Here is a 4,201-nt window from a genome sequence, read left to right on the forward strand (position 1 = left end):
CATAGTCGCGCCGAGCGGTATCAGTCCAGGGCATCGGATCTCCGTCAGTCTTCGCAAACCGACGTGAATCACAACCCGCTGATATCGCTCAACTCATTTCGGGTCCGGCTCTCAGCTGCGAGCGCGATCCCCGCGCGTCGCGCCTCCTCTTTCGACAGCATGGAAGATCCCCCTTAGCCCCGACGCAGGATCGGATGCCGCACCGACTTGGACAAGCTGAACGACGATTCAGGATGAATGCGTCGGCCGATGTTGCGCACATCAACGGTGACCCTCGCCGAATTCGTAGCCCGAGCGCCGGTCAGCGCGCGCCGACAGCCGGCCGCGTGCCTATCGCGACCTGGCCGGGCGCCAGCCGGCCGCGATCGCCTCGGCCTCGTCGCAGAACCAGCGCTCGCCTTTCGCTTCATCGATGTCGGTGCGGGAATAGGCCGACGACCAGGGCGTATGGTAAATCCGCGCGCCGCTGGAAACGCTGATGTTGCCCTTGATCGCGCAGCCTGGGCGGGGAGACGCGGCCGCCGCCCGCCGCCAGCGGTTCTCGCGATAATCCCAGGGCGCCTCCGCGCGACCTTGCCAGATGCCAATCCTGTCGACACGCGCGGTGTTTTCTTCGAGGGCATAGACGGGGCTGTAGCGCAGAAAGGCCCAGGCCAGCCCTTCCGCGACCAGCATCTGTCCAACGTCCGAACCACCGGCGCGACAGGTCGCGATCACTCGACCATAGGCATCCTGGTCAAGCGCGACACAATCAACCGGGCGATCACCGATCAGCTTCGCGAGCCGGTTGGCGGCCGCCGTGGCGCAATCCCAGTCGCCACCTTCGGCGCGACCGCAAGTCTGCCCGGTCTCGGGCGCGTCGATGCCGTTGAGGCGAATGCGGATCGGTCCGATCCTCAAGGTATCGCCATCCACCACTTCGGCCCGACCGGTCACGTGAACATCCTCGGCGAGCACCGCCGAGGACATGGCCGCGAGCATCATCGCGACGAGACAGAACGCACCCTTAGCAAAGGCTCTCACACGGAACTCCATCGCCGTCCCGATCAAGCTTCCCGCCCCAGGCGCAATTCTCGAGCAGCCAATTCGCTTGCTGACAAGAGCCGATCCTACCGCAAGTCAGCCTCGGGCTGCACGAATAGCTTTGCGCGACTTCGAACAAGCGATGCCACGGCTCGCGTTCCGGCCCCGGTGACGCGCCCGGCTGGCCACCGCCGAGGATTAGTGTCATCGCTGTCAACACGGTCGCCGCTCCGCGCCGCAAATCCCCACCGAGTGTCAGGGCGGCGCGGCGGGCCAGCGTACCCGCGGCCGCGTTGCGATCGAAGCGCATGTCAGTTGGTCCGCGCTTCGGGGCGGAGCGGCTCGCCCGCCGCCTTCTTGGCGCGCGCATCGGCGACGGCGTAGCGCACCGTTGCGATGCGCTCGGGCGACCGAGGATGCGTCGACCAGAGCGACATCGCGCTCGCGGCGCCCGCGACATTTCCGCCCTCGCGCCGAGCGAAGAGCAGCGAGCCCATCTCGGCGTCATAGCCGGCGGATTCCGCGATATAGGCGCCGAGCATATCCGCCTCGAGCTCGTAAGTCTGACTGTAGGCCACGCCACCCAGACCAGCGCCAGCGTTCATAGCCAGTTCCACATTCTGGCTGGCCCGGTACTGGTTTGGATCCCCGGCGCCGGCATAGGCGGCCGCGATGCCGAGGATCAGCGCACCGGCGATCTGCTGACTCTGGCGCTTGTCGAGGTGGCTCGCGATATGATGGCCGGCCTCATGACCCATGACAAAGGCGACCTCATCGTCGTTTCGCGTGCCCTGGAGCAGCGGCGCCGTGATGATGATCAACGGGCCATCGGAATTGACCGTCTGAAACGCGTTCGCCGGCGACCGCGGATCCAGATCGACCCGGATCGTGAGATCGCAGTCGCGATCGGGCGTTTCCTGCTGGCACATCGCCTCGGCATGCGGCTCCACGCGTTTCGCGACGCGTTCGAAGCGGTCGACGCCCTGAAGGATCGACACGCCCGGCGTCGGTGTCGCGTTTTCCCGCGCGATCACACTATTCGCCCGCTGGATCTCGACTTCGGCCATCGCCGGCATCTGGTAGGACGTTCCGCAGCCCGACAGAAGAACCGCCACCGTCGAACAGGCGGCGACCGAACGTATGAAATTCATGATAACCCTCACAATCCCCGGAGGATTGAATATCGAAGAACAGCATGCCTATCTACAGCCAGAGTGTTAATCGGCTAACGGATGTAGTTCGCGGATCATGACACTTTATCGACATATTTCTTCGTGAGAAACATCGCATGCGTCTAAGATGCATCCTCGCCGCGATCTTTGGAATTTTCGGATACGCCATCGGCGCCTCAATCGGCATCGTAGGTGGCGTTATTACGATGTTTTGGGGAGGAGTTACAGGCTCCGTTGTCTTCGCTCTGCTCGGCGCCGGACTTGGCTGGGTACTGGGTGATCTCACGCCGCCCGCGCTCCGCTTCGCACGGCTTCGTCGCGGCTGGCGCCGATGAATTCCCGCCGGGCTGAACCGCCACGTCCCGGCCACGCCGGATCTGCTCGATCTGTTCAGCGTCATGGTAGCTGAGGCGCCAGCCGAGGGTCTGGCGTTGGAGGATCCCCTCGGCGGTCAGGCGGATCACCCGTTCGATGGAGACGCCGAGCCTTCGCGCGGCCTCCTTGCGGGTGATGTGGCGCGCGATGAGCGCCTCGGCCGCGCGGGCCTCGGTCTCGGTAAAATAGGTCCGTCCGTTCCAGGCGCGCCCGAGGCCCAAGGCCTTGGTGACGCGGTTGGCACGCGACCAGGTGAGATCGAGCCGGGTCGCAAGCGCGTCCATGGAGTGGAGATCACCCTTGTCGACCTCAGCGCCCAGGAGCACGCGACCGGCGCGCCAGGGCGCGGCGCCGGCGATATGAGTCCGGACCACGGCGCGGATCGGCTCGAATTCCGGCGACTGGCGGATCCCCATCAGCCATTGGTGGAACCAGCCATAGTTGCGCTTGTGATGGCTCGGATCGGCGCCGGGCGCGGTGTCGAAGCCCGCGAGGATTTCGCGCAGCGCGCCGGTATGGTCCGCGTGGCGCATCTCATCAGCGATGACCGACGAGAGAATGGCCCTGCTGGAGCTGATTGAAAAAGCAGGCCGATACTGACTTGGTGCGCGAAATGCTGGCCTTCGCGGCCAACCGGATCATGGAGCTGGAGGTGGACCTGCGCGCCGGAGCGGCGAAGGACGAGCGCTCGCCGCTGCGCGAGGCACAGCGCAATGGCTATCGGGAGCGGGACCGGGACACCGCGCCGGCCGGATCGCGCTCGAGATCCCGAGACTGCGCAAGGGCAGCTATCTGCCGAGCTTTCTGGAGCCGCGCCGGACCGCCGAGAAAACCTTGTTCGCCGTGATCCAAGAGGCATAGATTCATGGCATCTCGACGCGCGCCGTCGATGACTTGGTGAGGGCCATGGGCGCGGGCGGGATATCGAAGAGCCAGGTGAGCCGCGCCAGCAGGGTTGACATGCTGAGCCGGAAATAGCCCGAGAGCTTCGCGAGCAGCGACGCGGTTGGGCTGCTGTTGCCACACTCGACCTTGTGGATCATGTCGCGCGAGCCGCCCGAGCGCGGCGAGGCCGGAGAGAGACCGGCCCCGCGCCTCTCGCTCCGCGCGCCGAGCCGTTGATCGATCAGGGGCATTGCGACGACCGGTTGAGACCGCCTCCATGTTCGCCCCAGCAAATTTCGCGCAAGCCTTCCGCGCCTGAACAGATCATGAATATCGCGAGTTGCGGACACGTCCACTTACCTCTTCTCACACGCCTGCCCCTGCCAGTTCCGGACGTAGTACTGCTGGTTTTTCGCGGATCGAGCGGACTTGGAATTGAGCTTGTCGTCGAAGATCGCGCCGGTGAAGCCGGTGTCGTCGCCGGCGCGGCGGTAGGTCAGGCGCGGACCGCTGCCGCCGGAACCGATCAACCCGCCGGCGCTGTCGTAGAGATGGATGCTGGCGGCGTCGCGATCCGCGCCGGGCGTGTCGAGCGCGAGCTCAAGCACGACGGTGATCCATTGATCGCGGGTGTACCGCCCCCGGATCCTGAGACACCTGATTGCGCTTACGCGGCCAGCGGGATCGTGTCCATCTGGTCGCGTCGGAACTGGGCTGGTGAGCGGTGGCCATGGCGCTCGATCAGC

General features: G+C 65.4%; 6 protein-coding genes and 1 pseudogene. 1 reads left to right on the forward strand and 6 read right to left on the reverse strand.

Features of this window, described 5'->3' with window-relative positions; genetic code table 11:
* Positions 1 to 330: 330 nt before the first annotated feature.
* From ACLJK8_RS22085 to ACLJK8_RS22100, 4 genes are all read right to left on the reverse strand, one after another.
* Positions 331 to 1,035 carry a thermonuclease family protein gene (locus tag ACLJK8_RS22085; RefSeq protein ID WP_413152583.1) on the reverse strand — a complete coding sequence of 235 codons (705 nt, stop codon included), beginning with the start codon at positions 1,033 to 1,035 and terminating at the stop codon, positions 331 to 333.
* The gene (locus tag ACLJK8_RS22090) at positions 1,007 to 1,393 is read right to left on the reverse strand and encodes an excalibur calcium-binding domain-containing protein (RefSeq protein ID WP_413152584.1); all 387 of its coding nucleotides are present in this window, start codon (positions 1,391 to 1,393) and stop codon (positions 1,007 to 1,009) included. Before ACLJK8_RS22090 ends, ACLJK8_RS22085 begins: the two co-directional genes overlap by 29 nt.
* On the reverse strand, positions 1,335 to 2,174 hold the full coding sequence (locus ACLJK8_RS22095) for a M48 family metalloprotease (protein WP_413152585.1): 840 nt from the start codon (positions 2,172 to 2,174) through the stop codon (positions 1,335 to 1,337). The genes ACLJK8_RS22090 and ACLJK8_RS22095 overlap by 59 nt, the downstream gene beginning before the upstream one ends.
* Positions 2,175 to 2,371: 197 nt before the next feature.
* Positions 2,372 to 3,103 (reverse strand): hypothetical protein, encoded by a 732-nt coding sequence (locus tag ACLJK8_RS22100; RefSeq protein ID WP_413152586.1) that lies wholly within the window; start codon positions 3,101 to 3,103, stop codon positions 2,372 to 2,374.
* A gap of 10 nt (positions 3,104 to 3,113) precedes the next feature.
* On the opposite strand from ACLJK8_RS22100, the pseudogene ACLJK8_RS22105 reads away from it, so the two are divergent.
* Positions 3,114 to 3,515 (forward strand): annotated as a pseudogene (locus tag ACLJK8_RS22105) (transposase); the annotation flags it as partial.
* On the opposite strand, the gene ACLJK8_RS22110 reads toward ACLJK8_RS22105, so the two are convergent.
* Both ACLJK8_RS22110 and ACLJK8_RS22115 read right to left on the reverse strand, forming a co-directional pair.
* Positions 3,434 to 3,706 (reverse strand): helix-turn-helix domain-containing protein, encoded by a 273-nt coding sequence (locus ACLJK8_RS22110; RefSeq protein WP_413152588.1) that lies wholly within the window; start codon positions 3,704 to 3,706, stop codon positions 3,434 to 3,436. The pseudogene ACLJK8_RS22105 and the gene ACLJK8_RS22110 sit on opposite strands and share 82 nt — an antisense overlap.
* A gap of 105 nt (positions 3,707 to 3,811) precedes the next feature.
* The gene (locus ACLJK8_RS22115; RefSeq protein ID WP_413152587.1) at positions 3,812 to 4,063 is read right to left on the reverse strand and encodes a hypothetical protein; all 252 of its coding nucleotides are present in this window, start codon (positions 4,061 to 4,063) and stop codon (positions 3,812 to 3,814) included.
* Between the last annotated feature and the right edge of the window lie 138 nt (positions 4,064 to 4,201).

The sequence above is a fragment of the Amaricoccus sp. W119 genome, from assembly GCF_047275745.1.
Taxonomy (GTDB): Bacteria; Pseudomonadota; Alphaproteobacteria; order Rhodobacterales; family Rhodobacteraceae; genus Amaricoccus.

Coding starts and splice junctions, on each gene's coding strand:
- ACLJK8_RS22095 (WP_413152585.1), bottom strand. CDS start 2,174: ATGAATTTCATACGTTCGGTCGCCGCCTGTTCGACGGTGGCGGTTCTT.
- ACLJK8_RS22090 (WP_413152584.1), bottom strand. CDS start 1,393: ATGCGCGCGCCAAGAAGGCGGCGGGCGAGCCGCTCCGCCCCGAAGCGC.
- ACLJK8_RS22085 (WP_413152583.1), bottom strand. CDS start 1,035: ATGGAGTTCCGTGTGAGAGCCTTTGCTAAGGGTGCGTTCTGTCTCGTC.
- ACLJK8_RS22100 (WP_413152586.1), bottom strand. CDS start 3,103: ATGCGCCACGCGGACCATACCGGCGCGCTGCGCGAAATCCTCGCGGGC.
- ACLJK8_RS22110 (WP_413152588.1), bottom strand. CDS start 3,706: ATGCCCCTGATCGATCAACGGCTCGGCGCGCGGAGCGAGAGGCGCGGG.